Genomic DNA, 26502 nt, shown 5'->3' with positions numbered 1-26502 from the left:
GGCCCGAGGGCCGGGAGCCCCACCGAGCGGACAGCCGCGTACGAGACGGGAGGGGACGTGGGGGCATGTGCGCGCGCAGCCACCAGCACCACGTACAGGCAATTAACTAGCTGACGGTGGCCCATAGAACAGCGAGCACGTACATGCCCCCGCGGCCCCGCACCCGAAAACGAACCTGAGCGGCCCGCACCGAGCCCGCACCCGAAAGCGAACCGAGCGAAACGGCGGCGCACCCAAAAGAACGCGCGCCCCGGCCGAGTGGGGGGACAAGGATCCGGCCGGGGCGCGCAGCTTCCCGCGGGGGGAGGGCTACTTGAAGGAGGCGAAGGCCTTCTGGAAGGCGTTGGCCGACTGCTCGATCGAGGAACAGGTCGGCTGGGCCGAGTTGGACGCCCCGCCCTCACACGCCTTGTCGCGGGTGGCGGACCACATCGACAGACCGCCCAGTCCCTTCTCCTTGGCGAAGGCGACCAACTGCGTGGCGTCGTCGACCTTGAAGACCTCGGACGAGACGTCGTTGACGCCGATCATCGGGGTGATCGCGACGGCCTTCCAGGCAGCGGCGTCGGACAGCCCGAGCGCACTCTTGATCTGCGCCTGCGTGGCGGTGGCGGCCTGCTCGGCGTACGTACCCATGTCGCCGCTGTAAGAGGCGCCGTAGTCCATCGCCATGATGTTGACGAGGTCGGTCGAAACGCCGTTGGACTTGGCGTTCTTCAGGAAGTTCACGCCGTCCGAGGTGAGGCCCTCGGGCATCACCGGGAGCGTGAAGGAGACGTTCAGTTCCGGGTTGTTCTTCTGCAGCGTGGCGATGGCCTGGGCACGCTTGGTGTTGGCGGCGGTGTCCGGCAGGGCGCCACCCTCGACGTCGAAGTCGACCTTGGTGAGCTTGAACTGGTCGATGACCTTCTGGTACGCCGCCGCGAGGTCGGTGGCCGAGGAGCAGGCCTGCGCCAGCTCGGTGCCGGACGCGCCACCGAACGAGACTCGCACATCGCCGCCGGCGGCCCTCAAGTCGCCGATCTGGGCGGCGACTTCGTCACTGCCGAGGTCGGTCACGCCGCCCCACTTCGGGGTGCAGGAGCCACCGGAGGTGATGAAGGCGAGGTTGAACTCCTTGACGCCGGTGGCCTTGGAGGAGGCGACCAGGTCGAACTTCGGGTAGAGCGACGTGTCGACGTAGGGGGCGAAGCCGGCCGCCGCGGCGGAGCCCGAACCGGTGCCGGAGGACGAGGACGGCGACGGGCTCGCCGTCGACGTGGCGGTCTCGGTGGGCTTGGCGGTGGCCGAAGCGGAGGCGCCGGCGCCGGCGCTCGGGGTGGGAGTCGCAGACTCCGTGGGGCGTCCGCTGGGCTCAGGCGTGGCCCCGTCGTCCACGGAGCACTTGGCGCCGTTGATGAGACACCCGGCCGGATCGGCGTCGCCGGTGACGACGAACCCGACGGTCACGGACTTCCCGGCGGCGATGCCTCCCTTGTCCCAGGAGGCGGGCTGCACGGTGACATGCGAGCCGGACACGGACGACTCGGCGTTCCACAGGGAGCCGAGCTTAGTGCCGGACGGCAGGTCGAACTCAAGCTTCCAGTCCGACTGGGCCTTGTCCGAGTCGTTCTTGACGACGTACTGGGCGGTGTAACCGCCGGACCACTCGCTGGTCTTGGTGTACGCGGCGCCGACCCCCGCGGCCTGCGCCGTGCCGGAGAACAGGAAGGCGCCGCCGCCCACGACGGCCGCGGCGACGAGCCCGCCTATCGCCTTGTTCCTGCCACTGACCCTGCGCCGGTGCGTGCTGCTCATCGCGTGCCTGCCTTAGCTGTACGGGGGTGGGGGTGCGGCAGCACGCTAGCGATCCGGAACCCGGCAAATGGGGCACCAGCACCGATGGTTGAGGTTCTTATGGAGGGCTTAAGGAAGCCATCGGAACGGATTAAAGGTAGAGACCAACCCCGAAACGGATCCGGACCGGCCGGTTACGCAGAGGCACCCGACGACGACGGGCGGCGTCGGCGCCGTACCGCGCTGCGGTGCCCGCGCCGCCCCTCGGCGGGCCCCCGCCCGTCCAGCTGCACCCAGATCCGCACCTCGGTCCCCCCGAGCACGGAGGACCCGATGCGCACATCGCCCCCCGTCGACTCGGCGAGCCGACGGACGATGTCGAGCCCGAGCCCGGTGGACCCGTCGCTGCCGGACCCTCGCCCGCGGGCCATCGCGGCGTCCGGGTCCAGAATCCCGGGCCCGGCGTCGGAGACGAGCACGATCACGGCGTCCTCGCCGCTGTGCACGTCGACGGCGAAGGCGGTGCCTTCGGGCGTATGCCGGAAGACATTCCCGAGGAGCGCATCAAGCGCGGCCGCCAACTCCCCCCGGACCACAGGGATGCGTACAGGCCGGTCGACCCCGGCGACGCGCACCTTGCGCCCCTCGTCCTCGGCGAGCGCGGACCAGAAGTCCATGCGCTCGCGGATGACCTCGGCGGCATCGCACCCGGCCCCGGGCCCCGCGGCGGCGGTCTGCGGCTTGGCGTCGCGGGCGGTACGGATGATGGTGTCGACCTCGCGCTCCAGCTGCTCGACGGCGGCGCGGGTCTGCTCGGCGGCGGTGCCTTCGCCCAACGAGACGGCGTTGAGCCGCAGAACGGTGAGGGGCGTACGCAGCCGATGCGAGAGGTCGGCGGCCAGCTCCCGCTCGTTGGCGAGAAGCTGGACGACCTGATCGGCCATGGAGTTGAACGCGACGGCGGCGAGCCGGAGTTCCGTAGGCCCCTCCTCCGGCACCCGGGCCCCGAGCTTCCCCTCGCCCAGATCGTGCGCGGCGGAGACGAGACGCTGGGCGGGCTGCACCATGCGTACGCCGAGCCGGTCGGCGACGGCCACGGACCCTATGACGAGGGCGATACCGACACCGGCCAGCACAAGCCACGCCGTGGCGACCCCGTTGGTGACCTCGGACTCCGGCACGAACACTTCGACGACGGCGATGCCGGAGCTGACGGCGATGGGCTGGAGCCACACGGACCCGCCGGGCACATCGGCGACGGTGGCCTGCCGGAGGCCGACGTGCCCGTCACCGGCGCGCGACGTGCCGACCTGGATCGCCGGGGCGCCGCCGGAGGCCGGGATGTACACGGCCATGCGGCCGTCGGCGCCGGCCTCGGTGGAGGCGACGGCGCGGGTCAGTTCGTCACGGTCGGTGGTGATGGAGAGGGTGGGCCCGATCGCGGCGGCGGTCCGCTCGGCATTCGAGAAGGCGCGGTCCCTGGCCATCTCCTTGATGACGAGGCCGAGAGGAACCGCGAAAGCCACCACAACCATGGCGGTGACGGCGAGGCACACCTTGACCAGGGCCCACCTCATGCCGGCCCGCCCTCCGCCCGCGGCGGCTCCAGCTTCACACCGACGCCCCGCAGAGTGTGCAGATAGCGCGGCCGTGCGGCCGTTTCGCCCAATTTCCTGCGCAGCCACGACAGATGGACGTCGATGGTCTGATCGTCCCCGTACGACTGCTGCCACACCTCGGCGAGGAGTTCCTTGCGGGGTACGACGACGCCGGGCCGGCCCGCGAGGAAGGTGAGCAGGTCGAACTCGCGCCGGGTGAGATCGAGCCGCGCCCCGTCCAGCTCGGCCTGGCGCCGCAGCGGGTCTATCGCGAGGCCGCCGACCTGGAGGAGGCGCGAGGGCGGCTCGGCAGCGGCGCTGGAGCGCGCGCGGCGCAGCACGGCGGCCATGCGCGCGGACAGGTGCTCGGGCGAGAACGGCTTGGTGAGGTAGTCGTCGGCGCCGTCGTTGAGGAGCCGGACGATCTCGGCCTCGTCGTCGCGGGCCGTGGCGATGATCACGGGTACGTCGGTGATACCGCGCAGCATCTTCAATGCCTCGGATCCGTCCAGATCGGGCAGTCCGAGGTCGAGAATCACGACGTCGAAACGGAAATGGGCGACCTCGCGCAGCGCCTCCAGGGCCGTGCCGACGCTCCGTACGGTGTGGGAGGCCTCGGTCAGGTGCCGGATGAGGGCCGAGCGCACGAACTGGTCGTCCTCGACCACGAGCACACTTGCCATGGGCGGCACCGTACGCCATACGGGGGACCCCGGTCCTCCTTCCGCCCAGGTCCGGGGCAACCCCGGTCCCCCCGGGACACGGGTGGGGCGGGTGCGGCAGTATGGCCGCGATGCACCCCATGCGCAGAGGACTTGTTCACACGGCGGCCTGGCTGCTGGCCACCGGCGCGGCCGTCACGCTGTCGTGGTGGGGCGTGCACACGGTGATGGCGGGCACGGCGTACGACCCGCCGCGCGCGGTGCCGATCGCCGCGGGAGCGGTGGACGCGCGGGCGTCGTCGACGCACCGCCCGGAGCCGTCGCCGCCGGCGTCGCCGTCCCGCTCCGCATCGCAGAAGCCGTCACACTCCCCCGGCTCGGCCACCCCGTCCCCGAGCCGCCCGGCGAAACCGAGCACCTCCGCGAAGCCGCCCGCGTCGCCGTCGGCGTCCGGCACGGTGAAGGGCTACGCGACGGAGGGCGGCCGTGCCGTGTTCGACCTGGGCAAGGACTCGGCGTCGCTGGTGTCGGCGACGCCCGCGGCCGGCTGGTCGGTGCAGGTGTGGAAGGACTCGACGTGGATCAGGGTGGAGTTCACCTCGGGCACGGACAAGGTCTCGGTGTTCTGCACGTGGCACGACCACGCACCGAGCGTGGAAGTGGCGAAGTACTGACCACCGGCACGACCACCCACCCACCCAGGCCTACCCGGAACGCCCCCTCGGCCCCACCCCCGTCATCGAAATACGGACGGCGGAGGAGCAGGCGAAGCAACGGCATGCGAGTCGCTGACGGCACCGGCGCCCCCGGTGAAGTCCGAGAGGGCCTTGCCGTGTTCGACGCGGGCGGGATGCGGATCGCCGGCCGCGCGCCGGGTCAGTTCGGCTACGGGCAGGACCCGGTCGGAGGCGACAAGCACCGCGTTGCCGAAGCGCTTGCCGCGCAGGACGGCCGGGTCGGCGACGAGGGCGAGCTCGGGGAAGACGGCCGCGGCGGTGGCGATCTGGCCGCGCAGATGCGCGAGGGGCGGCCCGTCGGCGAGGTTGGCGACGTAGCACCCGCCGGGCTTGACCACCCGGCGCACCTCGGTGAGGAACTCCGTGCTGGTGAGGTGCGCGGGCGTACGCGCTCCGCTGAACACGTCGGCTATCAGGAGGTCGGCCCAGCCGTCGGGGAGTTTCGCGAGGCCCTCGCGGGCGTCGCCGGCGCGGACGCGGATCCGGCCGCCGGGGTCCAACGGCACTTCGCGGCGCACCAGTTGGACGAGCGCCTCGTCGCGTTCGACCACCTGCTGGGTGGAGCGGGGGCGGGTCGCGGCGATGTAGCGGGCGAGAGTGAAGGCGCCGCCTCCCAGGTGCACGGCGTGCACGGGGCGGCCCTTGTCCACGGCGAGGTCGATGACATGGCCGATCCTGCGCTGGTACTCGAATTCGAGGTGCCCGGGATCGTCGAGGTCGACGTGCGACTGCGGGGCACCGTCCACGAGCAGCGTCCAGGCGCGCGGCCGGTCCCGGTCGGGTATCAGCTCGGCGAGCCCGCCGTCGACGGCCTCGACGACGGCCTCCCGGCCGCCGCGGGCCGCTCCGGCCTGCTTGTTCTTTGCCCTTGACCTTGCCATCCGTCCATTATCGACGGGCGGCGACGAGTCGGCCCAGCGGCCGCGGGGCCAGGGACCGCAAGGGCCCGGCGGCCGGCCTCAGCGGCAGTTGTCCGCGGCTTCGATCATGCGGGCCGCCTCGTCGAGCGCCGCCCGCAGGACCGCCGGGTCGGTGACGAGCTCGGCCTCGCCGGGAGGGAGCAGCCAGCCGCCGCCCTCGACGGGGGCGGGCGGCACGGGGCCCGCACCGGGGCCGCGCTCCGGCGAGGACGACGCGGGGGTGTGGGTGCAGGCGCTGCCGGGGACGTCCCAGGCGTCGGCGGTGCCGGGCGGCACGAGGAAGCCGAGGGTGTCGCAGTCCCCGTCGTGCAGGACCGGACCGACGGCCTCGGTGGCGCCGCGGCGCAGGATGTCGACGGCTTCGAGGCCCTGCCGGGCCGGGACGGTCACCACGTCGCAGGACGCGCTGTCACGGGGTGGCGCGCTGTGGTCCTGGGTCGGCCGGTGCCGCGCCGTCGAAAGTGATGCCTCCAACACGTCAGCCCCTCCTCGCTCTCGCGTACGGGTTGCACGACCGGAACGCGACCGCTCCGGCCCCGCAAGGTTCAACGCCCGTAAGCGTCAACAGCTACGGCGGCACGCCGCCGCAAAGGATGGCACTTCATGGCGGATGCGGGGTGAGATATCCCGTTTGTAGCTAAACACTGTGTGTCGGAGTCGTTACAGCAGGTACCTTCGTGCCCCGTCGGAACAGGGGTTGCACCAGGGCTCACAGAGACCCAACTCCCCGGTGATCCGGCACGGTTCGCACGAGAGGGCCCGGTCATGACGCCGTCACCGGTGGCATCGTCAGCGCAGTCCCCGCGGCCGAATCTCGCCTTCAGGCGGCTGCGTGGGCAGCGCTCTCCGGGCGAGTTCGCGGCCGCGGTGCGACGCGCCGCCCGGGAGATCGGCGAGCGGGTCAGCTGCGACGCGCGCTACATCGGGCGGGTGGAGGCCGGCGAGATCCGCTGTCCCAACTACGCGTACGAGCGGGTGTTCCTGCACATGTTCCCCGGCCGCTCGCTCACGGAGCTGGGGTTCGCGCCCCGCTCGGCCGTACGCGGCCGGGCGGCACGCCCCGCGGAGCCCGTACCCCTCGCGCACACCGAGTTCGAGTTCCCGCACCACGACGAGGAGAGCGACGTGCGGCGTCGCGCATTCATGACCGGAGGGACGGCCACCGTGGCCGTCGCCTCCCTGGCGCCCTTGGCCATCGCGGCCGACGGCACGGCCTATCGCGCGGTCGGCCGCGCTGCGAAACATCCGGCCGCGGGCCACGGCGGGCGCGCGGCGCCCGGGGCCGGTGTCGGCGCGGTCGAGGAGGCCATCCGCCGGATCCGGCTGCTCGACGACCGGCACGGCGCCGACGGGCTCTACAAGAGGGCCGCGGCCCCGCTGCGTACGGCGTTCGCGCTGCTCGACGCGGGGACGGCGGCGCCCGGCACGGCCGAGCGGCTCCAGGCCGGGGCGGGTGAACTGGCCATCTCCGTCGGCTGGTTGGCGCACGACTCGGGCCGCTTCGACGATGCGCGCTCGCACTACGCGGAGGCGCTGGCCACCGCGCGCGTGGCGAGCGACCCGGCTCTGGAGGCGCACGCGTTCTGCAACACGGCGTTCCTGGCGCGGGACGCGGGGCGCCCGAGGGAGGCGGTGCGGGCGGCGCAGGCGGCCACGCGCGTCGCGGCCCAGCTTGCGTCGCCACGACTGCTGTCGCTGCTGGCGCTGCGCGAGGCGGGCGGCTGGGCGGGGCTCGGGGACCGTACGGGGTGCGAGCGGGCGCTGGCCCGGGCGCAGGCCCTCTTCGCGCGCGGACGGTCGGACGACGACCCGGAGTGGATGACGTTCTACGGCGAGGCCGAGCTGGAGGGCCTGGAGGCGCAGTGCTACTCGGCGCTCGGCGACTGGACGCGCGCCGCCCGGCACGCGCGTCGCGCCGCGGCCCTCCAGGACCCGCACTTCACCCGGAACATCGCCCTGTACACGGCGGAGCTCGCCGACGACCTGGCGCGCGCGGGCCAGCCCGACGAGGCCGCGTCCGCGGGGATGCGGGTCCTGCATCTGCTGACCGAGGTCCAGTCGTCGCGCATCCAGTCGATGCTGGCGACCACCGCGCGCGTGCTCCTTCCGCACCGCAGGGCGTCGGGTGTCTCGGCGTTCCTGGAGCAGCACGCGTCGGCGCCGCGCACGGCGTGAGCTCCCTGCTCGCGCGCCCGGCCCCCTGGGCCCTAGCCCTCGTGGCCCGCGAGGTGGCCGATGTCGTTCCACGACTCGATCGCCGGTTCCCCGTAGGCCCAGCCGAGGACCGACAAGGACGTCGGGTTGAGGCGGATGCGGGCCGCGAAGTCCAGCGGGAGGCCCAGCCAGCGGGCGCCGATGGAGCGCAGCATGTGGCCGTGCGCGAAGACCAGGGCGTCGCGGTTCTCGGATCTGGCCCAGGCGACGACCTCGTCGGCGCGGGCGGTCATCTGCTCCAGGGTCTCCCCCTCGGGGACGCCGTCGCGCCAGATGAACCAGCCGGGGCGCCGCTCCTGGATCTGGGCGGGGGTCAGCCCCTCGTACGCGCCGTAGTCCCACTCCATGAGCGCGTTCCACTCCGTGGCCCGGTCGCCGAAGCCGGCGAGTTCGCAGGTCTCGCGCGCGCGGGAGAGCGGGCTGGTGCGGACCTCGGCGCCGGGGAGTCCGTCGAGGGGCGCCCGGTGCAGACGTTCGCCGAGGAGCTTCGCGCCGCGCCGTCCCTCTTCGAGGAGGGGGATGTCGGTCCTGCCGGTGTGCCGCCCGGACAGTGACCATTCCGTCTGTCCATGCCGGGCCAACAGGATGCGCGGTGCCATGGGTGACCTTTCCGAGGGCGGGTGAAAAGGGCTGCCATGTACCGATAAGTCAGGCCAGGCGCGCCCGCTCGTTCCATCATCGCTCACCCGGGATTCAGGCAACCCACCGGGCGATCGTTGCGTCTTCGTGGGTCGGAGGCGCCCCTTCCAGGCGGACACATACACCGTAAAGTGGTCCACGTGGCCACGGGCCGCCGTACAGGGAGTTAAGGGGGAGCGGCCTGATGTCGCAGACCGAGGCACCGTCCACTGCGGCGACAGGCGACCGGCTGCGCTGGTGGACCGAACTGCCGCTGATCGTGCTGGTGTACGCCGCCTATTCGGCGGGCCGGCTCATGGTGCGCGGGGACGAGGCGCACGCCGTCGAGCACGGCCTCGCGATACTCCGGGCCGAGAAGGCACTCCGTCTCAACCTCGAACACCCGCTGAACCGTCTCTTCACCGCCGAGGCCTGGATCGGTGTCCCCGCCGACTTCTGGTACGCCTCACTGCACTACCTCGTCACTCCGGGCATCCTGATCTGGCTCTTCCGCAGCCGCGCCGTCCACTTCCGCGCCGCCCGGACCTGGCTGATGACCTCCACCCTGATCGGCCTGATCGGCTTCACCCTCGTACCGACCTGCCCGCCGCGCCTGCTGTCCCCCGGCCACGGCTTCGTCGACACCATGGCCCAGTACAGCTCGTGGGGCTGGTGGGGCGGCGAGGCGAGCGCTCCGCGCGGGCTCGGCGGCATGACCAACCAGTACGCGGCGATGCCCAGCCTGCACGTCGGCTGGGCGATGTGGTGCGGAGTCATGCTGTGGCGCCACGGCCGTACGCCGCTGGTCCGGGCGGCCGGTATCGCCTACCCGCTGATCACCACCTTCGTGGTGATGGGCACCGCGAACCACTACTTCTTCGACGCGCTCGCCGGGGTCGCGGTGATGGGCCTCGGATTCCTGGTGAGCCGGCGCGTTGTGCGGGCCGCGGACCTCGTACGGGCCCGGGTGCGCAGCGCGCCCGCGGCCGGTTCCGCACGGCCCGGCCGCACCTCTCCCGCCCCGGCATCCACGGCGGCGTCCTCGATTGTCAGTGGGGAGTGCCAGACTTCGGCGGGTGAGCGAATTCCCCGACAGCGCAAGGTCAGTGCAGGACCGGGCGGCGGCCCGGGTGCCCGCTCCTCCGACGCGGGGGACGGCGCTGCGGCAGCAGCTCGCTGAGCTGCGCGGCAGTGACATAGCGCCACGGGCGCTCGACGCGCGGGCCCTGGCCGCGCTCGCGGCGAACCCCGGGTGCCGGCGGCGCGCGCTGCTCGACGGGGCGGGCGTCGACAAGGCGCGGCTCGCGGACGCGCTCGGGGCGCCGTCCGGATTCGGCCAGTCGCAGTTCGCATTCATGCGGGGGAACGCGTTCGAGGCGAAGGTCAAGGCCGACGGGGGCGCGGAGCTGCTCCGGCTCGTGCACGAGCGCATGGGCGGCGGCCCGGAGCCGGTGCCGGGCGAGGCCCGTACGCCGGATCTGACGGCGGTCGGCCCCGAGGGCCGCACCGCCCGTACGGCGCTCGCGCTGCGTGAGGCGACGGCGGAAGCGGCCGCCTCCGGCGCCTGGACGTTCCTGGAGCACCCGATGCTCGCCCTGGACGTCGCGGGCACCCCGGCCTTCCTCGAACCGGACGCGGTGGTCGTGCACCCCGACGGGACGTGGACTGTCGTCGAGATCAAGTCCTTCCCGATGATCGACGGCAGCGCGGACGCGTCGAAGGTCGGCGCCGCGGCCCGCCAGGCCGCGGTGTACGTGCTGGCGCTCGAGCGGGTCGCCGGGCACCTGGACCCGGCGCCCGAGGTCAGGCACCGGATCCTGCTCGTCTGCCCCAAGGACTTCAGCAACCTTCCGGCGGCGTCCGCCGTCGACGTACGCAAGCAGCTGTCGGTGACGCGGCGGCAGCTGGAGCGGCTCACCCGCATCGAGAACATCGCGGACGCGCTGCCCGAGGGCACCTGCTTCGACGTCACGCGGCCCGCGGACGAGCTGGCGGAGGCGGTCGAGTCGGTGCCGGCGACGTACGCGCCGGAGTGCCTGGCCGCGTGCGAGCTGGCGTTCCACTGCCGCGACCGGGCCCGTGAGGAGGGCGCGGTCACCTCGCTCGGCCGCGGCCTGCGGGCCGAGCTGGGCGGTCTGACCACGGTCGACGAGGTCCTCTCGGCCGCCCATGGCCACTCCGGCGATCCGCTGGACCCGGCGGTCGCCGCCCTGCGCCGGGCGGCCCGGCTGCGGGCCGAGGCGCTCGGCGCGCGCGGAGAGGCGGCGCCGGCATGCCGCTGATCAACGATCTGGCCCGCCTGGAGGCCGTGCAGAGCGGGCGCGCCCAGCCGGTCGCGACCGTGCGGCACCGCCATCTGTCGCAGCGCCCCCTCGTCCTCGTCCCGCTCATCACGGCCGGTGAGGCGGGCGCCCCGCTCGGCGCGCTCGTCGGCACGGAGCGCACCTCGCCCCGGCTCCTCGTGGTGCCCCAGCCCCGCGACCGGGACCTGCGCTTCGCCTTCCTCGCCGAGCTGGCAGGGATCGTCCTGCCGTACGTCGACGGGTTCGCGGCCGACGTCGAGGCCGCCGAGCGCGCCGAGACGGACCCCGCGACCGGCAAGCGGGTCAAGGTGGAGGTCGAGCTGTGCGCGGACGCGCCCCAGCTGATCCTGCCGAGCCGCTCCGGCATCGAGTTCGTACGGCTTCTGGGGCGCTCGATGCGGTTCCGCCGCACCGCCGAGCAGGAACCCGAGGCGCCCCATCCCGCGCCGCCGCACGTCCCGCTCCTGGGCCGCTGGCTGACGCACTTCGGGGAGCGGGCCAGGGTTCCCGGTTCCGCGCTGCTGCTCGCCATGACGGACCTGCTGGCCCGGCACTGGGCGACGGGCCAGTCCACCCTGGAGGACCAGCACCTGGGCGCGCTGCTCGCCTGGATCGAGGCCCCGGAGGGCACGTCGGGCGCCGAGGCCGCGCTCCGCGCCGAGCTGGCCCGGGACGGGGACGGCCAGCTCGTCTGCCCGCCCGCCGGCCCGGCCACCGACCCCGCGTTCGACAACAAGCTGCTCGCGCCCGCGATCGAGCGCTACGACAAGGCCCGCACCCTGCTGGCCGCCGCCGAGGACGGCATCGAGGCGGACGCGAGGCTGGCCGCGCTGACGGCGGCCGAGCGCGAGATCCACGCGCTCGTCGAGAGCCGGACCCGGCCTACGTGGGACGCGGTGTGGCGCGGCCTGGACGCGCTGTGCACGCTCCCCGAGGGGCCGCGCGCCGCGGAGCGCTGGACGCGCGACCGCTGGTCGTTCACCGGCCACCGGGACCGCGTGGCCGCGGGCGAGCCGCCTCAGCCGCGCCGCGACGACGCGGTGACGGCGGCCAACAAGCTGGCGACGCGCGAGCGCGAGCAGGCAAGGCTGGACGCGCAGGAGGCCCTCGACGACCCGCTGGTCATGGCGGGCCGCCGGCTCACCGGGGAGGCGTTCGCGGGCGAGGTGACCGAGTCGGTGCCGGCGTACAACGAGAAGAACCGGCCGCGCCCCCTGATCACCGTCCGCACCGACGACGTGCCGCATCTCGGCGAGCGCACGAAGGTGTACCGCTCGCTCGACGGCAAGCCGCAGGCCGCGGAGTTCGTGTCGTACGACGCCGGGGGCGGGGTCGTCCTGCGCGTCCTGGACAAGATGGGCCGCGGCAAGGAGCCGGAGCCGGGATCCGTCCCGGAGAAGGGTGACCAGGTGTGCTTCACGCTCTTCGAGCACGAGCAGCGGGGCGGCCCGAAGCTGCCGGACCCGGAGGAGACGCCGTGGACACACGGCGGCCCGCCGCGTACGGACGGCTCGGGTGCGCCGGTGCCTGAGGCGCCGGACGCCGTGACCACGGAGGATCTGCTGTGACGGCCGCAGCGCATCGGCCCGGCCGCTCCGGCACGAGCGGCGACACCCCGTTCGACCCGGGGGCGGCGGCCGGCCGCGCCACCGACGCGATCCTCCGCGACACCCTGCACGGCACGGCCCGCGGCACCGTCGTGGACTCCCCGCCCGGCGCCGGGAAGTCGACACTCGTGGTGCGGGCCGCGCTCGAACTGGCCGAGGCGGGGCGCCCGTTGATGGTCATCGCCCAGACGAACGCGCAGGTCGACGACCTCGTCCTGCGCCTCGCCGAGAAGAACCCCGAGCTGCCCGTCGGGCGCCTGCACAGCAGCGACCCCGACCCGTACGACAAGGCACTCGACGACCTGGTCAACGTGCGCAAGTCGACCAAGGCCGGTGACCTGGCGCCGCTGCCGGTCGTCATCTCGACGGCCGCGAAGTGGGCGCACGTCAAGGACATCGACCCCTGGCAGCACGCCATCGTCGACGAGGCGTACCAGATGCGTTCGGACGCACTGCTCGCCGTGGCGGGCCTGTTCGAGCGGGCACTGTTCGTGGGCGATCCGGGCCAGCTGGACCCGTTCGCGATCGTCGGGGCCGAACAGTGGGCGGGCCTGTCGTACGACCCTTCGGCGTCCGCCGTGACGACGCTCCTGGCGCACAACCCCGAGCTGCCGCAGCACCGGCTCCCGGTCTCCTGGCGTCTCCCGGCGTCCGCCGCGCCGCTGGTCTCCGGCGCCTTCTACCCGTACACGCCGTTCCGCAGCGGTACGGACCACGGCGACCGCAGCCTGGGGTTCACGGTGGCCTCCGACGGCTCGGGCCCGGACCGGGTGATCGACGAGGCGGCGGAGTCGGGCTGGGGCCTGCTCGAACTCCCGGCCGGGCACACGCCCCGCACGGACCCCGAGGCGGTACGGGCCCTGGCCCAGGTGGTGCGGCGCCTGCTCGACCGCGGCGGCGTCACGCTCTCGGAGCGCGGCCCCGACCCGTCCCCCCTCACGGCGGACCGCATCGCGGTCGGCACGGCGCATCGCGACCAGGCGGCGGCGGTGCGCTCGGCGCTCGCGGACCTCGGCGTCACGGAGGTCACCGTGGACACGGCGAACCGGCTGCAGGGCCGCGAGTTCGACGTCACGGTCGTCCTGCACCCTCTCTCGGGCCGCCCCGACGCGACGGCGTTCCACCTGGAGACGGGCCGCCTGTGCGTCCTGGCCTCCCGCCACCGCCACGCGTGCATCGTGGTCTGCCGCGCGGGCGTCCCCGACCTGCTGGACGACCACCCGTCGACGGAACCGGTCCAACTGGGAGTGACGGTGAAATTCCCGGACGGCTGGGAGGCAAATCACGCGGTACTGGCCCGCCTCACGGAACACCGGGTGGCGTGGACGCCTTGAACAACGGGGCGCTCTTGCGGGCCTGCGGAGAATAGAAGGTGACCCCGGCGGCGACGTGGGGCTGCACACCGTACGAGGAGGAACATCATGGCCGAGCCCGAGCGGGCCCGTACCGAGAGGCGGATGCGTCCGGCCCCGCTGCTCTTCGAGCCGGCCGAGGCCGCCGCGGACCCGGAGCACTTCTTCGACCTGGAGGCGATCGAGGACCCGCGTGAGCTGCTCGCCCGCGCCACGGAGCTGACCCTCGCGTTCCGTGCCGCGACCGACCGGTCCGTGGAGTTCCAGGCCATGGCGGCGGCCCAGCTCGCCGACCCGCGCCGCTTCGACCGCCTGACGGCCGCGGCGATCGCCGAGCAGGCGCAGTGGACCGAGGACTACGCGAAGAGGATGGTCGAGTTCGGCCGCGACCTGATGCGCGGGCCGGCCGAGAACCGGCCCTAGCAACGCCGTAGCAACCACACCCGTAAAGATCATTTGGCATATGCCAGAGGGCAGGTTACTCCACCCCGCCCCCTCCTGTCCCGATTTCCGGCAACCCTGGGAAGTCGCGCGCTCACGGCCGGTAGATGTAAATGCCATGAGCGCCACACACCCCCAGAACAGCACCGGCCCGCTGACCCGGTACGACCGGTTCGACATCGCGGGCGCCACCCGGGAGGGCGCCGCGTGGCTCGCCTCGGCAGGAACGCATCCGCGCAGCACCCTCGCGTTCTGGGAGTCACGGCCCGGCGCCCCCGTGGTGCTGCCCTGCGGCACCATCTTCGACGTGGTGAACGTGCCGTCGATGTTCGGGCGCCGGGTGTTAGACGCGCTGTGGGAGGACGGCCCCGGCACGGGCCCGGTCGCCGCGCACCGCGGCCGCATGCTCCTGTTCACGGCCCCCGGCACCGCCCACCGGCTGCCCTCCCTCCTGGAGTGGGAGGAGTGGGGCCCCGCCGTGCCGCCTCTCCTGTGCCATGGAAGCGGTGACGCCGTGACCGTCCCGCCGCCGGCCGGGGGCACCGACCACACCGGGGGACCCCGCGCCGACTCGCGCTGGGTGGTCGCCCCCGACACCCGCCACCCGTGGCTGCCAGGACCCGAGGTACTGCTCTGGGCCTGCGTCCGGGCGGCCCGCGCGAGCGCCAAACCTGCGGTGCGGATATCGATTTTTCCTGGCCCGGATCAGGATGCTAAGGTCTACGACGTCAGCAGGCGCCGCTAGCTCAGTTGGTTAGAGCAGCTGACTCTTAATCAGCGGGTCCGGGGTTCGAGTCCCTGGCGGCGCACAGACACCAAGAAGCCCCTCGCGAGAGCGAGGGGCTTCTTGCGTTATGCCGGTGCGGCGGGCGCCCAGAAGACGTGCCGCTCCTTGCGACGCCGGTACGCCGGTACGCCGACACAGCCACCTCCACAGGTGTTCAGCCCGTCTCGACCTTGACCGTCCAAGACCCCGACCGCGTGCGTCCCTCGACCTTCACCCGTACGTTCTCGCCCGGCACCCTGAAGCTCTCGCCCACCTGTACCGGTGCGTCCGCGAGCGGCGGATAGACCGAGTCGCCGGTGCACGCGTCCGTGTCGGGGTGTGCGTCGAGCACCACGACCGGGCCGCTGCCGGAGGGGGTCTCGTTGCGCACGCGGTAGACGAGGACGCCCTCGGAGCACGTCGCCGCGTCGTTGCCGTCGGCGCTGCGGGCCTCCAGGGCGATCGCGCTGTCCTCCCCGGTGCGTACGACGGCGAGCTTCGTCCCGCGGCCCGCGCCGAAGGGCGCACCGCTGTTCCCCGGCGCCGCCCCCGCCCGCGCGGGCGCGGACGTCAGGGGTTCGAGGGTGAGCCGCCGGCTGCTCGTCACGCACACCACCTGCCGCCGGTCCAGCCACCCCAGCTTCCACTTGTGCCAGCCGAAGAAATCGGGCGCGAGCCCGAACTGACTGCCCATGACGTCCCAGTCACCGACATACGTGTCCCAGTCGCCCTTGCCGTCGGTCGGCCGGTCGTAGAGGTCCGGCAGGTCGAAGACGTGGCCCGTCTCGTGGGCCAGGACGTTGCGGTCGGGCGGATGCTGCTCGAAGACGGTGACGATGCGCTTGATGTCCGTACCGTCGGCCCGCATCGGCCGGTCGAAGTTGACGACTTTGGTGGCGTCCGAGTCGACGCCCGGGGCGTCGGGGTCGGCGACGAAGTAGACGATGTCGTACTTGCTGAAGTCGATGTGCGGGTCGGCCGTGGCGAGGGCGTCGCGCAGATAGGCGCCGCGGTGCGCGGCGTCCCAGTCGCGCCCTATGGCGTACGAGGTCGAGGCGTGCGGCATGCGGAGCCAGCGGCGCTGCGGGTGCGGGACCAGGTGGAACTTCCCGTAGGAGGCCCGGTCATAGAAGTCGCTGGTGGCGGGGAAGTAGTCGGCCGTGAGCTCCTTCGGGGTGGCCGTCGGCCGGGAGTCGGGGAAGGAGAGGAAGACCATCACCGCGTTGAGGGTCCGGACCGGGCGCGGATAGGCCCTGTTCCAGGTGTCGAGACCCTCCGAGTGATGGGCCGCCGTGCGCTCCAGCGCGCAGGGCCCCGCGTAGGGGGCGGAAATCGCGGGGCCCGCGACCAGGGACGTGGCGGCCATGGCGGTGAGCGCGGTGAGGGCCGCACCGACGGAGCGCAGGCGCGGTCTCTCCACTCCCCCGGGTGGCAGCGGACGCGGCAAGTCGACCTCCGGATGGGGAAAGCGGGACACCCAACCCAGAGTGTGATGATTTGTAGTACTTCGCCCTGTTTATCTGGCCCGGTCGGGTGAGGGGGCGACACCCCGGGCGGTCACAGAACGTCACGCATGATCGCGGGAGACCAGAAGCAGTGCCAGGCACGAGCAGAAACGATCTGCCGGCTACCCCGGGATGCCGCCGAACCGGCGGATCGGGCGGGCAAGGCTGGATCGCGCCTCGGGGCTGCCTCTATGATCGGCACACTTTCCTGCGCGGGCCCGGCTGCGAAGGCCGTTCGCCACCCAGACTGTGATGACCCGGGAGCAACCCTCCCGGACCCCCGGAACGACTGCACTGCGGGAGCGAGCGGTGAGCGGAATGTCCGAAGGGCCGATGACCGCGGCCGACGCGGCACCCGACTCCACCCGCCGCGCCGTCACGGAGAGTTCCGCAGCGGTGGCGGCGCCCCCGCACGCCCCCGCCCCCGACTCCGTACGCACGGGCCCGGACGCCCGGGCCCACGAGGTGCTCGGCGTCGAACCCCCTCCCCCGCCGGCGTCCCAGCCCGCCCCCTACCTCTCTGCCTTCCTCGCCGCACCCCTCGCCCTGGCCGTCGTGGACCGCCGGGGCCAGGTGGTCACCGCGAACGCCGCGCTCGCCGTGATGCTCGGCGTGGAGGACCCCGGCCGCCTGACCGGGCTCACGGCGGCGGAGCTGGTGGACCTGGCGTCCGACTCCCGCACCTGGCACACGTACCAAGAGGTGCTGCGCGGGCGGCAGGCGCGGCTGACGTGCACCCGCAGGATCAAGCACCCCGACGGGCACTCCGTGTGGGTCCAGGTCACCGTCTCGCCGGTGCCGGGCGGCCGTACGGTGCTGCTCTCTCTCACCGACATCAGCGCCCGCCGTGAACTCCAGGCGCGGCTGCGTCACTTGCAGATGCACGACCCGGTGACCCGGCTGCCGAACCGCACGCTGTTCTTCGAGCGGCTCTCCGCCGCCCTGGAGGCGGGCGCGTACGACGGGGCGGGCAGCGGCCGGATCGGGCTGTGCTATCTCGACCTCGACGGGTTCAAGGCGGTCAACGACACGCTCGGGCACGGCATCGGGGACCGGCTGCTCGCCGCCGTCGCGGAGCGCCTGACGCGCTGCGCCGACCGGATCGGCTACGGCCGGGGGGCCGGGGCGCCGCTGGTCGCGCGGCTCGGCGGCGACGAGTTCGCGCTGCTCGTGGAGGACTCGGCCGGTACGGAACAGCTCGCGGGGTTCGCCGAGTCGGTGCTCCGCGCACTCCAGGAACCGTTCGACCTGTCGGGGCAGCGGCTCGCCGTGTCGGCCTCGATCGGGGTCGTGGAGCGGCACATGGAGGGCACGACGGCGACGGGTCTGATGCAGGCCGCGGACACCACGCTGTACTGGGCGAAGGCCGACGGCAAGGCGCGCTGGACGCTCTTCGACCCGGAGCGCAACGCGCACCGGGTGACCCGCCAGGCCCTGTCGTCGGGCCTGCGTCCCGCGGTGGAGCGCGGAGAGTTCGTGCTCGAGTACCAGCCGCTGGTGAATCTGGGCGACGGGGTGCTGCGCGGCGTCGAGGCGCTCGTGCGCTGGGATCACCCCCAGTTCGGAATGCTCACGCCGAATCGGTTCATCGGACTGGCCGAGGAGGACGGCTCGATCGTGCAGCTGGGCCGGTGGATCCTGCGCACGGCGTGCCGGCAGGCGCGCAGCTGGCAGCTGGAGCACCCCGAGGCGCCGCCGGTCTACGTGAGCGTGAACGTGGCGGTGCGTCAGGTGTGGGACTCGGACCTCGTGGCGGATGTCGCCGAGGTCCTCGCGGAGACCGGACTCGCCCCGGAACTCCTCCAGTTGGAGCTGACGGAGTCGGCGGTGATGGGCTCGGCGGGCCGCCCCCTCCAGGCCCTGCAGTCGCTCAGCGACATGGGCGTGCACATCGCCATCGACGACTTCGGCACCGGCTACTCGAACCTCGCGTATCTGAGCAGGCTCCCGGTGTCGGTCCTGAAGCTGGACGGCTCGTTCGTGCGCGGCTTCCAGTACGACGACGGGGGCGAGCACGCGACCCCCGCGGACGCCGTCATCGTCGAGGCCATGGTGCAGCTCGCGCACCGGCTCGGCCTCACGGTCACCGCTGAGTGCGTGGAGACGGCGGCGCAGGCGGCGCGCCTGCGCCAGATCGGCTGCGACACGGGCCAGGGCTGGCTGTACTCACGTCCGGTGGCGCCGGATCGTATCTCCGCGCTGCTGACGGCTTCCTGACGGCTTCCCGGCGGGTTGGGAAGGAACGCGGGGTGCCGCCTCCTCCCGTGCGAGGCGGCACCCGGTCGGCCGGGTCAGGCCTGCGGCAGCCCGTACGCGTCGGCGACGAGTTCGTAACTGCGCAGGCGGATCTCGGCGGTGTGGGCGTTGGCGGTGAGCATCAGCTCGTCGGCGCCGGTGCGCTTCTGGAGGTCGTCGAGGCCCGCGCGGACCTCGTCGGCGGTGCCGTGGATGACATTCGAGTTCCAGCTGTCGACGAACTCCCGCTCCATCGGGCTGAATTCGTAGGCCTCCGCCTCCTCGGGGGTCGGGACGAGGCCGGGGCGGCCGGTGCGCAGGCGGACCATGTTGAGGGCGGCCGCGAGGACCTGGCGGCGGGCCTCCTTCTCCTCGTCCGCGGCGAGCGCGGAGACGCCGATGAGGGCGTACGGGGAGGACAGGACCGCGGACGGCTTGAAGGACTCGCGGTAGAGGTCGAGGGCCGGGACCGTGTTCTGCGCGGAGAAGTGGTGCGCGAACGCGAAGGGCAGGCCGAGGACACCGGCGAGGCGGGCGCTGAAGCCGGAGGAGCCGAGGAGCCAGATCGGCGGGCGGTGCGGGGACTGCACGCCGCCGGGGGACGTCGCCTGGACCGGGCCCGGGACCGCGTGGATGCGGGCGTAGGGGTGGCCGTCCGGGAAGTCGTCGTCGAGGAAGCGGGTCAGCTCGGCGAGCTGCTCGGGGAAGTCGTCGGCGCCCTCGTTGAGCCGCTCGGTACGGCGCAGGGCGGCGGCCGTCGCGCCGTCGGTGCCGGGGGCGCGGCCGAGGCCGAGGTCGATGCGGCCCGGGGCCATCGCCTCCAGGGTGCCGAACTGCTCGGCGATGACCAGGGGCGCGTGGTTGGGCAGCATGACGCCGCCCGAGCCGAGGCGGATGCGCTCGGTGTGGGCGGCGAGATGCGCGAGGATCACGGCCGGGGACGAGGACGCCACGCCGGGCATGGAGTGGTGTTCGGCGACCCAGTAGCGGTTGAAGCCGCGGTTCTCGGCGAGCTTGGCGATCTTGACGCTGGTCCGCAGGGCGTCGGTGGCGGTGCGGCCGGCGCCGACGGTCACCAGATCGAGGACCGAGAGGGGCACGGGGGCGGTGCCCTGGGCGCTTGCCCGGATCTCGTCGTTACCGGCCACGGAGTCCTCCTGTAAGTACGGTGCTGTCTGCGCCCGGACTTAACGGAGGATGGCTCCGGTTTATTCCGGACGCCTTGTTCCGAAGGCCTGACCAGGGTCACACCTGCACCAGCGGCTCCTTCGTGAAGAGCGCGCCGAGCGCCGGTGCGTTCACGCGCCGCCCCGCAAGCCGCAGCGCCTCCCACACGGTGACCTGGTTCGCCGTCAGGACCGGCTTGCCCAGCTCCTGCTCCAGGTCACGGACGTAGGCCGCCGTGTGCAGGGCCGTGTCCGGCAGGAGCAGCGCCTGCGCGTCCGCGTGATCACCCGCCTCCGCCATCGCCCTGACCTCCGGCCACCCCCAGGTGCCGACCTCGGCCGCCGTGATGATGCCGCTGCCGCGCACCGAGACCACCTCGATGCCCGCCGCCTTCAGGAACGTGCGGAAGTGGTCCGCCACGTCCTCCGGATACGTCGCCGCGATCGCGACGCTGCGCGCGCCGACCTCGCCCACGGCGTGGGCGAACGCGAACGACGTACTGGAGGCGGGCAGGCCCGCGGCCCTGGCCAGGTCCCGCACCTGTTCGTGCGCGCCCTCCCAGCCCCGGACGAAGCTGCCGCTGGTGCACGCCCAGACGACCGCCTCGGCGCCGGACAGGCGCAGCTCCTCGACACCGGCGGCGAGCCGCTGCGGGGAGCCCATCTCGATCAGCGCGTCGACGCGGTGCGCGTCCTCACCGATGTCGGTGTGGACGACCGACAGCCTCACATCGCTGTCGATCAGCACTTCGATACGCGGATAGTCGTCCTCGGCCGAGTGTCCCGGGTAGAGAAATCCGACTGCGGTCATGCCCACCCTTCCTGTTCTTCCGGCAGCTCATGGGCCGGTTCCTGCGGCAGCTGCGGCAGCTCGGGGGCCGGCCAGTGGCGCGCCGACTCGTCGAGCAGCGCCTGATACGGCCCCACGGCACGGGTACCCAGCCTGCGCAGCGCTGCCCACACCGTGACCTGATTGGCTGAGATCACCGGGATCCGCAGCTCGGCCTCCAGCTGCGGGATGACGTCGTACGTCGGCAGGTTCGTGCAGCTGATGAACAGCGCGTCGGCGTCCAGGCGGGCGGCGCCCCTGGCCATGTCGGCCACGTCCCGGTAAGGAACCTTCCAGATGTGCCGGGTCAGACCGAGGAAGGCACGGCCCGTGACCGTGATGCCGGCCTCGGCCAGATACTCCTCCAGCGACTCGGTCACCGACCGCGTGTACGGGGTGACCAGGGCGATACGGCGGGCGCCCAGCTCGGCGAGCGCCTCGAGGAGCGCGCCCGACGTGGTGACGGAGGGGCGTTCGCCCGACCGGAACATGGCCTCGCACATGGCGCGTTCGCCCGCGATGCCGCCGACGAAGCTGCCCGACGTACAGGCGTACGCGAGGACCTCGGGTTCGGCGGCGCTCAGCGCGCGCACCGCCTCGCCGAGCGTCTCGTGCTCACTGACCAGACGGGCCAGGTCGAGGCTGACCTCGACGGGCACGTAAGGGGTACGGGTGAGGTGCAGTGACACCTCGTCCGGAACCCAGCGCCACAGTTCGCGGTCGAGGGCGAAGTCGAAGGGGGCGACGACACCGACACCGCGTTGCGGGTGCGGTCCGCCGAGGAAGGAGACGTCCATGACAGGCCCCAAGTCTCTTGAGACGTTCGAGACGATGCAGCGGAGAGCCGGCCGGCGGGCCGGGACGTCGGGACAGGGCGTGGGCAACGTAAAAGTGCCTCTGTTGACGAAGGTAGGTTCGGGTGCCAGCGTGGTCAATCCGCACTTTTTCCTACCAATGAAGCGGACCATCGTTGCGAAACGGTTTCTGCCGATGACCGGCCCGGTGACCGGCTCGACGACCAGCCCGATTCCCGGCCCGATGACCCTCAGTGCGCGGCCCGACGACCGGAGCGAACGTGTCTGAAGTGACCCTGCTGGTGCTCGACGACGACCCCCCGCCGCGCCTGGGCCGGCTCATGGGACGGGTGCGCGTCGTGCACGCCGACGAGTCGACGCTCGCCGCTCAACTCCCCTCGGCCGACGTGCTGCTGGTCTGGGACTTCCTGTCCGACGCGGTGCGCCGCGCCTGGCCGGGCGAGGGCCCGCGGCCGCGCTGGGTGCACACCGCGAGCGCGGGTGTCGACCGGCTGATGTGCCCGGAACTCGCCGCGTCGGACACGGTCGTGACGAACGCGCGCGGCGTCTTCGACCAGCCGATCGCCGAGTACGTCGGCGCGCTCGTCCTCGCCATGGCGAAGGACCTGCCGCGCACGCTCGCCCTCCAGGGCGAGCGCGAATGGCGCCACCGCGAGACGCAGCGCGTCGCGGGTACCCGGGCGTGCGTGGTGGGTTCCGGGCCGATCGGCCGGGCGATCGTCGCGACGCTGAAGGCGCTCGGGATCACGACGGCGCTCGTCGGGCGCACCGCGCGGGCCGGCGTGCACGGGCCGGCGGATCTCGGCCGGCTGATGGCCCGCGCGGACTGGGTGGTGTGCGCGGCGCCGCTGACCGACGACACGCGTGGCATGTTCGACGCGCGGCTCTTCGGGATGATGCAGCCGTCCGCCCGCTTCATCAACGTGGGCCGAGGGCAGCTCGTCGTCGAGGACGATCTCGCGGACGCGCTGGCCAAGCGCTGGATCGCGGGCGCCGCGCTCGACGTGTTCGAGCACGAGCCGCTGCCGCCCGGCAGCGCCCTGTGGACCGCGCCCGGCCTGATCGTCTCCCCGCACATGAGCGGCGACACGGTCGGCTGGCGGGACGAACTGTCGCGCCAGTTCGTGGAGTTCTACGAGAAATGGGCGTCCGGGGAGCAGCTTCCGAACGTGGTCGACAAGAAACGTGGGTATGTCCCCGGACACTGACCGATCTGTTGGATCACGTCCTGGATCGGCACTCCCGGATCGATCTGAGGAGAGCGGATGACCGAGCTCACCGAGCTGACCGCGGAAGCGCTCGTCGACGGCTATCGCAAGGGCGGGTTCAGTCCCGTCGATGCCACGCGGGCCGTCCTGCGCCGCATCGAGGAGGTGGATCCCGCGGTCAACGCCTTCGTGCGGCTCGACGCGGAGACCGCCCTCGCGCAGGCGGAGGCGAGCGCGGAGCGCTGGCGCAGAGGTGAGCCACAGGGCCTGGTGGACGGGGTCCCGGTGTCGGTGAAGGACATCCTGCTGATGCGCGGCGGGCCGACGCTGCGCGGCTCGCGCACGGTGCGGGCCGAGGGCGCGTGGGAGGAGGACGCGCCGTCCGTGGCGCGGCTGCGCGAGCACGGCGCGGTGTTCGTGGGCCGCACGACGACGCCGGAGTTCGGCTGGAAGGGCGTCACGGACTCGCCGCTGTCGGGCGTGACCCGCAATCCGTACGACGTCTCGCGCACCTCGGGCGGATCGAGCGGCGGCAGCGCGGCGGCGGTGGCGCTCGGGGCGGGCCCGCTGTCGCTGGGCACCGACGGCGGCGGATCGGTGCGGATCCCGGCGGCGTTCTGCGGGATCTTCGGTCTGAAGCCGACGTACGGGCGGGTGCCGCTCTATCCCGCGTCCGCGTTCGGGACGCTCTCGCACGTGGGGCCGATGACGCGGGACGCGGCCGACGCGGCGCTGATGATGGACGTGATCACGGGCGCCGACTGGCGTGACTGGTCGCAGCTCGGCCCGGTCGGGGGCGGCTTCCGCGACGGGCTGCGGGGCGGGGTGCGGGGTCTGCGGGTCGCGTTCTCGCCGTCGTTCGGCGGGCAGGTCGCGGTGCGGCCCGCGGTCGCGGCGGCGGTCCGCAAGGCGGTGGAGGGGCTCGCGGGGCTCGGGGCGTACGTCGAGGAGGCCGATCCGGACGTCACGGACCCGGTCGAGGCGTTCCACACACTGTGGTTCAGCGGGGCGGCGCGGGTGACACAGAACCTGTCGCCCGCACAGCGCGCGCTGCTCGACCCGGGCCTGCGCGAGATCTGTGCGCAGGGGTCCGGGGTCAGCGCGCTCACGTACCTCGCTGCGGTCGACGTGCGGGCCGAACTCGGGCGGCGGATGGGCCGGTTCCACTCGTCGTACGACCTGCTGGTGACGCCGACGCTGCCGCTGACGGCGTTCGAGGCGGGCGCCGAGGTGCCCAAGGGGTCGGGGCTGCGGCGCTGGACGGGGTGGACACCGTTCACGTACCCGTTCAACCTGACACAGCAGCCGGCGGCGACCGTCCCGGTGGGGGTGGACGCGGACGGGCTGCCGGTGGGCCTTCAGATCGTCGGCGCGCGGCACGCGGACGCGCTGGTCCTGCGTGCCGCGCACACCTTGTACGAGGCGGGGATCGCCGGGATTCCGGCGCCTACGCTCGCCTGAACGCGAGCGTCTCGCCCAGCGCGCCGCCGCGCCACAGGTCCTGGCAGGCCTCGGCCATCCGGTCGAGGCCTTCCACGACCTGGCCCCAGACGATGCCGGGGACCCAGCCGACGTCGCCGTTGATCAGCAGGTTGTTGCGCTCGTAGAAGAGGGCGAGGTCGACGACGGCCGCGCCGGGCCTCAGCTCGGCACCGGATTCGTAGCCGTATGCCTGGGTCCCCAGTTCCGTACCGGAAAAGGAGAAATAGCAGAGGTCCCCCGGAATGGGGGTGATGGTCGGATTCTCCAGGGGTGGCTCCCGGTCCGCGAATGCCGGGAAAAGGGCGTAGATCTCGTTGCGCGCGTATTTCGCGTGGTAGACGTCGGAGCCCAGTGGAAGCGCGTCCCACACCGCCGCGCAGGTCAGCGGAGCGCGGTCGTCGAGCAGCTTTGCCGTGCACTGAACTCCCCGCTTGGCGAGGGAGACTTCGATGTATCGGTCGGCCATGCCCTCCATGTTCAGCCCCATGCTCCCCCCTGGGTCAAGGGCGCCCCGCTCGCATCCGGGGCTTGAATTGATACGCATAGGTCGTGTCGAGTCGGGTAGCCGCGCGCCCATGGCTCCACCTATTTGGAATGTCACAGAAGGAACACGAAGCCTAGAAGGCAACAGAAAGGGCATACGCCGACGATCTCTGCTCATCGGCGCCACCGCTCTCGGCGCGGCCGGCGCCGTCGGGGCCGCGGGTTGCAGCCGCGTACCGGACGGCGACACCCTCGCGCGGCTCCAGGGCCAGGGCACGGTGCGTCTCGGGATCGCGGGCGAGGTGCCCTACGGCTACATCGACGACAGCGGAAAGTTCACGGGTGAGGCCGTCGAACTCGCCAAGGTCATCTTCAAACGGCTCGGTGTCGGCCATGTGCAGCCCGTCGCCACCGACTTCAGCTCCCTGATACCCGGCCTGCAGACCCAGCAGTTCGACGTGGTGTCGGCCGGGATGTACATCAACAAGGAGCGCTGCCAGCAGGTCATCTTCTCGGACCCCGAGTACCAGATGCTGGACTCCTTCATCGTCCGCAAGGGCAATCCGAAGGACCTGCACGACTACGCGGACTGCGTGAAGGCGAAGGCGAAGTTCGGCACGGGCACCGGCTACGCGGAGATCGCCTACGCGGTCGAGGCGGGCTACAAGGAGAGCGACATCGTCATCCTCCAGGACCAGGTCGCAGGCCTGAACGCCGTGGAGGCGGGACGCATCGACGTGTTCGCCGGCACCGCCCTCACCACGCGTGAGGTGACGAAGAAGAGCCGCAGGGCCGAGCACACCGAGCCGTTCGCTCCCCTGGTCGGAGGCAAGAAGCACGTCGACGGCGGCGGATTCACGTTCCGCTCGAACGACACCAAGATGCGCGACGCCTTCAACAAGGAGATCCACAAGATGAAGGCGAGCGGCGAACTCTTCCGCATCCTGCGGCCGTTCGGCTTCACCCAGGCCGAGATGACGAAGCTGACCGCAGAGGAGCTGTGCAAATGACAGCGGGACTGTGGGAACACTGGGTCCTTCCCGGCATCTGGATCACGATCCAGCTGACCGTGTACAGCGCGGCCCTCGCGACCGTCGTCGCCTTCGGTGTGGGCATGGCCCGCACCCACCGGCTGAAGATCGTGCGCTTCCTCGCCGGCTTCTACACCGAGGTCTTCCGCGGCACGTCGGCGCTGATCCTAATGTTCTGGATCTTCTTCGTGCTGCCGCAGCTCGCCGGCTGGTCGCTGGTCCCGATGTGGGCCGCGGTCCTGGCGCTCGGCCTGTCCTACGGCGCGTACGGCGCTGAGGTGGTGCGCGGCGCACTCAACGCCGTGGCGCCCGCCCAGCGCGAAGCGGGGGTCGCGCTGAGCTTCACCCCCTGGCAGCGGATGCGGCTGATCCTGCTGCCGCAGGCCGTGCCGGAGATGATCCCGCCGTTCTCGAACCTGCTGGTCGAGCTCCTCAAGGGCACCGCCCTGGTCTCGCTGCTCGGCATCGGTGACGTGTCGTTCGCCGCGTACCTGGTACGCCTCGCCACCCAGGAGAGCGCCCAGATCTACGCGATCACCCTGGTCATCTACTTCGTGATCGCCTTCCTGCTCACGCGCGGGATGCGCGCGCTCGAGCGCAAGACCAAGGCCGGCATAGGCCGGCGCCCCGACCCGGGAACCGGCATCATGCGCAAGCTCAACATCCGTCAGACGACGGAGACCGCTCCCGTTCCCACCAGCGCGGGAGGTGGCGGCGCGTGATCACCACCGCATCCGACACCTGGGACTGGTCG

The 26502-nt window shown here is 72.3% G+C and carries 25 protein-coding genes and 1 tRNA gene; 15 read left to right on the top strand and 11 right to left on the bottom strand.

Annotated features, from left to right (window positions below):
- Nucleotides 1-309 precede the first annotated feature (309 nt).
- The 3 genes from OHA58_RS22815 to OHA58_RS22805 all read right to left on the bottom strand — a co-directional run bounded on the left by OHA58_RS22815 (nucleotide 310) and on the right by OHA58_RS22805 (nucleotide 4057).
- The gene (locus OHA58_RS22815) at nucleotides 310-1797 is read right to left on the bottom strand and encodes a cellulose binding domain-containing protein (RefSeq protein ID WP_405481004.1); all 1488 of its coding nucleotides are present in this window, start codon (nucleotides 1795-1797) and stop codon (nucleotides 310-312) included.
- A 173-nt stretch (nucleotides 1798-1970) separates the two neighbouring features.
- The gene (locus tag OHA58_RS22810) at nucleotides 1971-3353 is read right to left on the bottom strand and encodes a sensor histidine kinase (RefSeq protein WP_405481002.1); all 1383 of its coding nucleotides are present in this window, start codon (nucleotides 3351-3353) and stop codon (nucleotides 1971-1973) included.
- Nucleotides 3350-4057: a response regulator transcription factor gene (locus tag OHA58_RS22805; protein ID WP_405481001.1), complete on the bottom strand. Its 708-nt coding sequence runs from the start codon at nucleotides 4055-4057 to the stop codon at nucleotides 3350-3352. Before OHA58_RS22805 ends, OHA58_RS22810 begins: the two co-directional genes overlap by 4 nt.
- Before the next feature lie 119 nt (nucleotides 4058-4176).
- On the opposite strand from OHA58_RS22805, the gene OHA58_RS22800 reads away from it, so the two are divergent.
- Nucleotides 4177-4710: a hypothetical protein gene (locus OHA58_RS22800; RefSeq protein ID WP_405480999.1), complete on the top strand. Its 534-nt coding sequence runs from the start codon at nucleotides 4177-4179 to the stop codon at nucleotides 4708-4710.
- 62 nt (nucleotides 4711-4772) lie between these two features.
- Here the strand turns inward: OHA58_RS22800 and OHA58_RS22795 are convergent, their stop codons facing one another.
- Together OHA58_RS22795 and OHA58_RS22790 are read right to left on the bottom strand one after the other, a co-directional pair.
- Entirely contained in the window at nucleotides 4773-5654 is an 882-nt protein-coding gene (locus OHA58_RS22795) for a spermidine synthase (protein ID WP_405480998.1), read from the bottom strand.
- 78 nt (nucleotides 5655-5732) lie between these two features.
- Entirely contained in the window at nucleotides 5733-6170 is a 438-nt protein-coding gene (locus tag OHA58_RS22790) for a hypothetical protein (protein WP_405480996.1), read from the bottom strand.
- 288 nt (nucleotides 6171-6458) lie between these two features.
- On the opposite strand from OHA58_RS22790, the gene OHA58_RS22785 reads away from it, so the two are divergent.
- The gene (locus OHA58_RS22785) at nucleotides 6459-7868 is read left to right on the top strand and encodes a tetratricopeptide repeat protein (protein ID WP_405480995.1); all 1410 of its coding nucleotides are present in this window, start codon (nucleotides 6459-6461) and stop codon (nucleotides 7866-7868) included.
- A 32-nt stretch (nucleotides 7869-7900) separates the two neighbouring features.
- On the opposite strand, the gene OHA58_RS22780 is transcribed toward OHA58_RS22785, so the two are convergent.
- Nucleotides 7901-8506: a histidine phosphatase family protein gene (locus OHA58_RS22780; protein ID WP_405480993.1), complete on the bottom strand. Its 606-nt coding sequence runs from the start codon at nucleotides 8504-8506 to the stop codon at nucleotides 7901-7903.
- A gap of 224 nt (nucleotides 8507-8730) precedes the next feature.
- Here OHA58_RS22780 and OHA58_RS22775 point away from each other — a divergent pair, with 224 nt between their 5' ends.
- The 7 genes from OHA58_RS22775 to OHA58_RS22745 all read left to right on the top strand — a co-directional run bounded on the left by OHA58_RS22775 (nucleotide 8731) and on the right by OHA58_RS22745 (nucleotide 15037).
- On the top strand, nucleotides 8731-9705 hold the full coding sequence (locus tag OHA58_RS22775; protein WP_405480992.1) for a phosphatase PAP2 family protein: 975 nt from the start codon (nucleotides 8731-8733) through the stop codon (nucleotides 9703-9705).
- Entirely contained in the window at nucleotides 9656-10807 is a 1152-nt protein-coding gene (locus tag OHA58_RS22770; protein ID WP_405485113.1) for a hypothetical protein, read from the top strand. The genes OHA58_RS22775 and OHA58_RS22770 overlap by 50 nt, the downstream gene beginning before the upstream one ends.
- The gene (locus tag OHA58_RS22765; RefSeq protein ID WP_405480990.1) at nucleotides 10798-12396 is read left to right on the top strand and encodes a hypothetical protein; all 1599 of its coding nucleotides are present in this window, start codon (nucleotides 10798-10800) and stop codon (nucleotides 12394-12396) included. Before OHA58_RS22770 ends, OHA58_RS22765 begins: the two co-directional genes overlap by 10 nt.
- On the top strand, nucleotides 12393-13769 hold the full coding sequence (locus OHA58_RS22760; RefSeq protein WP_405480989.1) for an AAA domain-containing protein: 1377 nt from the start codon (nucleotides 12393-12395) through the stop codon (nucleotides 13767-13769). The genes OHA58_RS22765 and OHA58_RS22760 overlap by 4 nt, the downstream gene beginning before the upstream one ends.
- An 87-nt stretch (nucleotides 13770-13856) precedes the next feature.
- A complete protein-coding gene (locus OHA58_RS22755; RefSeq protein WP_405480988.1) occupies nucleotides 13857-14210 on the top strand; it encodes a hypothetical protein in 354 nt (117 codons plus the stop codon).
- A 136-nt stretch (nucleotides 14211-14346) separates the two neighbouring features.
- Nucleotides 14347-14973 (top strand): bifunctional DNA primase/polymerase, encoded by a 627-nt coding sequence (locus OHA58_RS22750; RefSeq protein WP_405480987.1) that lies wholly within the window; start codon nucleotides 14347-14349, stop codon nucleotides 14971-14973.
- Nucleotides 14964-15037 (top strand) — tRNA-Lys (locus tag OHA58_RS22745). The genes OHA58_RS22750 and OHA58_RS22745 overlap by 10 nt, the downstream gene beginning before the upstream one ends.
- Nucleotides 15038-15169: 132 nt before the next feature.
- Here the strand turns inward: OHA58_RS22745 and OHA58_RS22740 are convergent.
- A complete protein-coding gene (locus OHA58_RS22740; RefSeq protein WP_405485111.1) occupies nucleotides 15170-16441 on the bottom strand; it encodes a M6 family metalloprotease domain-containing protein in 1272 nt (423 codons plus the stop codon).
- 376 nt (nucleotides 16442-16817) lie between these two features.
- On the opposite strand from OHA58_RS22740, the gene OHA58_RS22735 reads away from it, so the two are divergent.
- The gene (locus tag OHA58_RS22735) at nucleotides 16818-18716 is read left to right on the top strand and encodes a putative bifunctional diguanylate cyclase/phosphodiesterase (protein ID WP_405485109.1); all 1899 of its coding nucleotides are present in this window, start codon (nucleotides 16818-16820) and stop codon (nucleotides 18714-18716) included.
- Nucleotides 18717-18790: 74 nt separating this feature from the next.
- Here the strand turns inward: OHA58_RS22735 and OHA58_RS22730 are convergent, their stop codons facing one another.
- From OHA58_RS22730 to OHA58_RS22720, 3 genes are all read right to left on the bottom strand, one after another.
- Nucleotides 18791-19882 carry an LLM class flavin-dependent oxidoreductase gene (locus OHA58_RS22730; RefSeq protein ID WP_405480986.1) on the bottom strand — a complete coding sequence of 364 codons (1092 nt, stop codon included), beginning with the start codon at nucleotides 19880-19882 and terminating at the stop codon, nucleotides 18791-18793.
- A 97-nt stretch (nucleotides 19883-19979) separates the two neighbouring features.
- Complete coding sequence (locus OHA58_RS22725; RefSeq protein WP_405480985.1) at nucleotides 19980-20711, bottom strand: decarboxylase; 732 nt, start codon at nucleotides 20709-20711, stop codon at nucleotides 19980-19982.
- Nucleotides 20708-21526 carry an aspartate/glutamate racemase family protein gene (locus OHA58_RS22720; protein WP_405480984.1) on the bottom strand — a complete coding sequence of 273 codons (819 nt, stop codon included), beginning with the start codon at nucleotides 21524-21526 and terminating at the stop codon, nucleotides 20708-20710. Before OHA58_RS22720 ends, OHA58_RS22725 begins: the two co-directional genes overlap by 4 nt.
- Here OHA58_RS22720 and OHA58_RS22715 point away from each other — a divergent pair.
- From OHA58_RS22715 to OHA58_RS22705, 3 genes are read left to right on the top strand one after another with little or no spacing between them, the layout of a single operon-like run.
- The gene (locus OHA58_RS22715; RefSeq protein WP_405480983.1) at nucleotides 21525-21812 is read left to right on the top strand and encodes a hypothetical protein; all 288 of its coding nucleotides are present in this window, start codon (nucleotides 21525-21527) and stop codon (nucleotides 21810-21812) included. The genes OHA58_RS22720 and OHA58_RS22715 overlap by 2 nt on opposite strands.
- 52 nt (nucleotides 21813-21864) lie before the next feature.
- Nucleotides 21865-22752 (top strand): D-2-hydroxyacid dehydrogenase, encoded by an 888-nt coding sequence (locus OHA58_RS22710; protein WP_405485107.1) that lies wholly within the window; start codon nucleotides 21865-21867, stop codon nucleotides 22750-22752.
- A 57-nt stretch (nucleotides 22753-22809) separates the two neighbouring features.
- Complete coding sequence (locus OHA58_RS22705; protein WP_405480982.1) at nucleotides 22810-24213, top strand: amidase; 1404 nt, start codon at nucleotides 22810-22812, stop codon at nucleotides 24211-24213.
- Here the strand turns inward: OHA58_RS22705 and OHA58_RS22700 are convergent.
- Entirely contained in the window at nucleotides 24200-24700 is a 501-nt protein-coding gene (locus OHA58_RS22700) for a DUF3830 family protein (protein ID WP_329435065.1), read from the bottom strand. The genes OHA58_RS22705 and OHA58_RS22700 overlap by 14 nt on opposite strands.
- Nucleotides 24701-24809: 109 nt before the next feature.
- On the opposite strand from OHA58_RS22700, the gene ehuB reads away from it, so the two are divergent.
- Nucleotides 24810-25727, top strand: a complete 918-nt coding sequence (gene ehuB, locus OHA58_RS22695; protein WP_405480980.1) for an ectoine/hydroxyectoine ABC transporter substrate-binding protein EhuB — start codon at nucleotides 24810-24812, stop codon at nucleotides 25725-25727.
- The gene (ehuC, locus tag OHA58_RS22690; protein WP_405480978.1) at nucleotides 25724-26470 is read left to right on the top strand and encodes an ectoine/hydroxyectoine ABC transporter permease subunit EhuC; all 747 of its coding nucleotides are present in this window, start codon (nucleotides 25724-25726) and stop codon (nucleotides 26468-26470) included. Before ehuB ends, ehuC begins: the two co-directional genes overlap by 4 nt.
- Nucleotides 26471-26502 lie beyond the last annotated feature (32 nt).

Source organism: Streptomyces sp. NBC_00009, assembly GCF_045040855.1.
Lineage (GTDB): Bacteria > Actinomycetota > Actinomycetes > Streptomycetales > Streptomycetaceae > Streptomyces > Streptomyces aureus.
This window is presented reverse-complemented; position numbering and strand designations above follow the sequence as displayed.

What these genes read in the sequence shown, in the direction of transcription:
- OHA58_RS22750 (WP_405480987.1), top strand. Translation starts at nt 14,347, where the DNA reads ATGAGCGCCACACACCCCCAGAACAGCACCGGCCCGCTGACCCGGTAC.
- OHA58_RS22705 (WP_405480982.1), top strand. Translation starts at nt 22,810, where the DNA reads ATGACCGAGCTCACCGAGCTGACCGCGGAAGCGCTCGTCGACGGCTAT.
- OHA58_RS22715 (WP_405480983.1), top strand. Translation starts at nt 21,525, where the DNA reads ATGACAGGCCCCAAGTCTCTTGAGACGTTCGAGACGATGCAGCGGAGA.
- OHA58_RS22700 (WP_329435065.1), bottom strand. Translation starts at nt 24,700, where the DNA reads ATGGCCGACCGATACATCGAAGTCTCCCTCGCCAAGCGGGGAGTTCAG.
- OHA58_RS22785 (WP_405480995.1), top strand. Translation starts at nt 6,459, where the DNA reads ATGACGCCGTCACCGGTGGCATCGTCAGCGCAGTCCCCGCGGCCGAAT.
- OHA58_RS22780 (WP_405480993.1), bottom strand. Translation starts at nt 8,506, where the DNA reads ATGGCACCGCGCATCCTGTTGGCCCGGCATGGACAGACGGAATGGTCA.
- OHA58_RS22810 (WP_405481002.1), bottom strand. Translation starts at nt 3,353, where the DNA reads ATGAGGTGGGCCCTGGTCAAGGTGTGCCTCGCCGTCACCGCCATGGTT.
- OHA58_RS22755 (WP_405480988.1), top strand. Translation starts at nt 13,857, where the DNA reads ATGGCCGAGCCCGAGCGGGCCCGTACCGAGAGGCGGATGCGTCCGGCC.
- OHA58_RS22815 (WP_405481004.1), bottom strand. Translation starts at nt 1,797, where the DNA reads ATGAGCAGCACGCACCGGCGCAGGGTCAGTGGCAGGAACAAGGCGATA.
- OHA58_RS22725 (WP_405480985.1), bottom strand. Translation starts at nt 20,711, where the DNA reads ATGACCGCAGTCGGATTTCTCTACCCGGGACACTCGGCCGAGGACGAC.
- ehuB (WP_405480980.1), top strand. Translation starts at nt 24,810, where the DNA reads ATGGCTCCACCTATTTGGAATGTCACAGAAGGAACACGAAGCCTAGAA.
- OHA58_RS22710 (WP_405485107.1), top strand. Translation starts at nt 21,865, where the DNA reads ATGGGACGGGTGCGCGTCGTGCACGCCGACGAGTCGACGCTCGCCGCT.
- ehuC (WP_405480978.1), top strand. Translation starts at nt 25,724, where the DNA reads ATGACAGCGGGACTGTGGGAACACTGGGTCCTTCCCGGCATCTGGATC.
- OHA58_RS22800 (WP_405480999.1), top strand. Translation starts at nt 4,177, where the DNA reads ATGCGCAGAGGACTTGTTCACACGGCGGCCTGGCTGCTGGCCACCGGC.
- OHA58_RS22720 (WP_405480984.1), bottom strand. Translation starts at nt 21,526, where the DNA reads ATGGACGTCTCCTTCCTCGGCGGACCGCACCCGCAACGCGGTGTCGGT.
- OHA58_RS22765 (WP_405480990.1), top strand. Translation starts at nt 10,798, where the DNA reads ATGCCGCTGATCAACGATCTGGCCCGCCTGGAGGCCGTGCAGAGCGGG.
- OHA58_RS22795 (WP_405480998.1), bottom strand. Translation starts at nt 5,654, where the DNA reads ATGGCAAGGTCAAGGGCAAAGAACAAGCAGGCCGGAGCGGCCCGCGGC.
- OHA58_RS22775 (WP_405480992.1), top strand. Translation starts at nt 8,731, where the DNA reads ATGTCGCAGACCGAGGCACCGTCCACTGCGGCGACAGGCGACCGGCTG.
- OHA58_RS22805 (WP_405481001.1), bottom strand. Translation starts at nt 4,057, where the DNA reads ATGGCAAGTGTGCTCGTGGTCGAGGACGACCAGTTCGTGCGCTCGGCC.
- OHA58_RS22735 (WP_405485109.1), top strand. Translation starts at nt 16,818, where the DNA reads ATGTCCGAAGGGCCGATGACCGCGGCCGACGCGGCACCCGACTCCACC.